Below are 1,504 nucleotides of genomic sequence, written 5' to 3'. Positions count from 1 at the left end.
GATCACACCCATCACCACCCCACCGACCCCGCCGCGAACCTGTACCCGGCCGACCGCATCCACCGTGCCCAGCAGGCCACGGCCCGAGCCGGTCTGGACGCCCTGCTGATCTCGCCCGGCGCGGACCTGCGTTACCTGACCGGCTACGACGCCAAGCCGCTGGAACGGCTGACCTGCCTGGTGCTGCCCGCCGACAGTGATCCCTTCCTCCTCGTGCCGGCCCTGGAGGAACTCGCCGCCAAGGCATCCCCGGCCGGTGGCCTGGGCATCGAGATCACCGGCTGGGGCGAGACCGACGACCCCTACGCCCTTGTCGCGGCCCGGCTGCCCGCCCGTACCGCCCGTGTCGGCGTCGACAACCGCATGTGGGCGGAGAAGACCATCGCCTTCCGCACCCAACTGCCGGGCGCCAGCCAGGAGTTGGCCGGAGCCGTGCTGAACGGGCTGCGGATGCGCAAGACCCCGGCGGAGGCGGCCGCCCTGCGTCGGGCCGGTGCGGCCATCGACCGGGTGCACGCCCGGATGGGGGAGTGGCTGCGAGCCGGGCGTACCGAACGCGAGGTCGGCCGGGACATCGCGGACGCGATCATCGCCGAGGGACACATCCGGGTCGACTTCGTCATCGTCGGCTCCGGCCCGAACAGCGCCAGCCCGCACCACGAACTCTCCGACCGGACGATCCGCCCCGGCGACCCGGTGGTGGTCGACATCGGCGGTACGACCCTGGACGGCTACTGCTCCGACTCCACCCGGGTGTACGCGATGGGCGAGCCGCCCGCCGAGTTCCGCCGGCTCCACGAGGTACTGCTCAGCGCCCAACGCGCCCAGACCGACGCCGTACGACCAGGCATCACGGCCGGTCAACTCGACGCCGTGGGGCGGGACATCATCACCGGCGCCGGATACGGACCGCACTTCATCCACCGCACCGGACACGGCATCGGCCTGGAGAGCCACGAGGAGCCCTACATCGTGACCGGCAACCCGCTCCCGCTCGCACCGGGCATGGCCTTCTCCGTCGAACCCGGTATCTACCTGCCCGGCCGGTACGGAGCCAGGATCGAGGACATCGTGATCTGCACGGAGGACGGCGGCGAGCGCCTCAACCGCACACCCCGTGACCTGGTCGTCCTCCCTTGAACCGGAACGTGATGATCCGCGGCGAGAACCCCGGCCCCGCCTCAGGGCCCAGCCCTGCGCAATTACGCCTGGCAGGCGAGGACTTGGTCCTCCGAGAGTGGACCGAGAACGACCTCCCCGCCATGACGGAACTGTTCGAAGTCCTCGTCATCCGGCAGAACGCCAACGACCGTACGGCAAGCCTCGGTTACTCCGTGGGAGCCGCACTCCGCGCGGCGGTGGCCCGAGCCGCCGGCTGCCACCCCACCGACGAACCGCCGATCGCCACAGTCAGCAAGGGCCGGTCGCTCACCCTGCGAACGTGGGCGCACGACCGCCCCTGACCAGGACCGCACCCCCTCTCACCCGGCACCCACCCAAGGAC

General features: G+C 71.1%; 2 protein-coding genes. Both read left to right on the top strand.

Annotated elements, in window-relative coordinates; translation table 11 throughout:
- Positions 1-39: 39 nt before the first annotated feature.
- The gene (locus tag AC31A1_RS51270; protein WP_489659892.1) at positions 40-1,140 is read left to right on the top strand and encodes a M24 family metallopeptidase; all 1,101 of its coding nucleotides are present in this window, start codon (positions 40-42) and stop codon (positions 1,138-1,140) included.
- A 122-nt stretch (positions 1,141-1,262) separates the two neighbouring features.
- Positions 1,263-1,463 carry a hypothetical protein gene (locus AC31A1_RS51265; protein ID WP_489659891.1) on the top strand — a complete coding sequence of 67 codons (201 nt, stop codon included), beginning with the start codon at positions 1,263-1,265 and terminating at the stop codon, positions 1,461-1,463.
- The last annotated feature ends 41 nt before the right edge of the window (positions 1,464-1,504 follow it).

The sequence above is a fragment of the Streptomyces sp. P5F9 genome (assembly GCF_057961495.1).
The sequence above is the reverse complement of the archived record's forward strand: the minus strand, read 5'-3'. Positions and strand labels throughout refer to the sequence as shown.

Coding starts and splice junctions, on each gene's coding strand:
- AC31A1_RS51265 (WP_489659891.1), top strand. CDS start 1,263: ATGACGGAACTGTTCGAAGTCCTCGTCATCCGGCAGAACGCCAACGAC.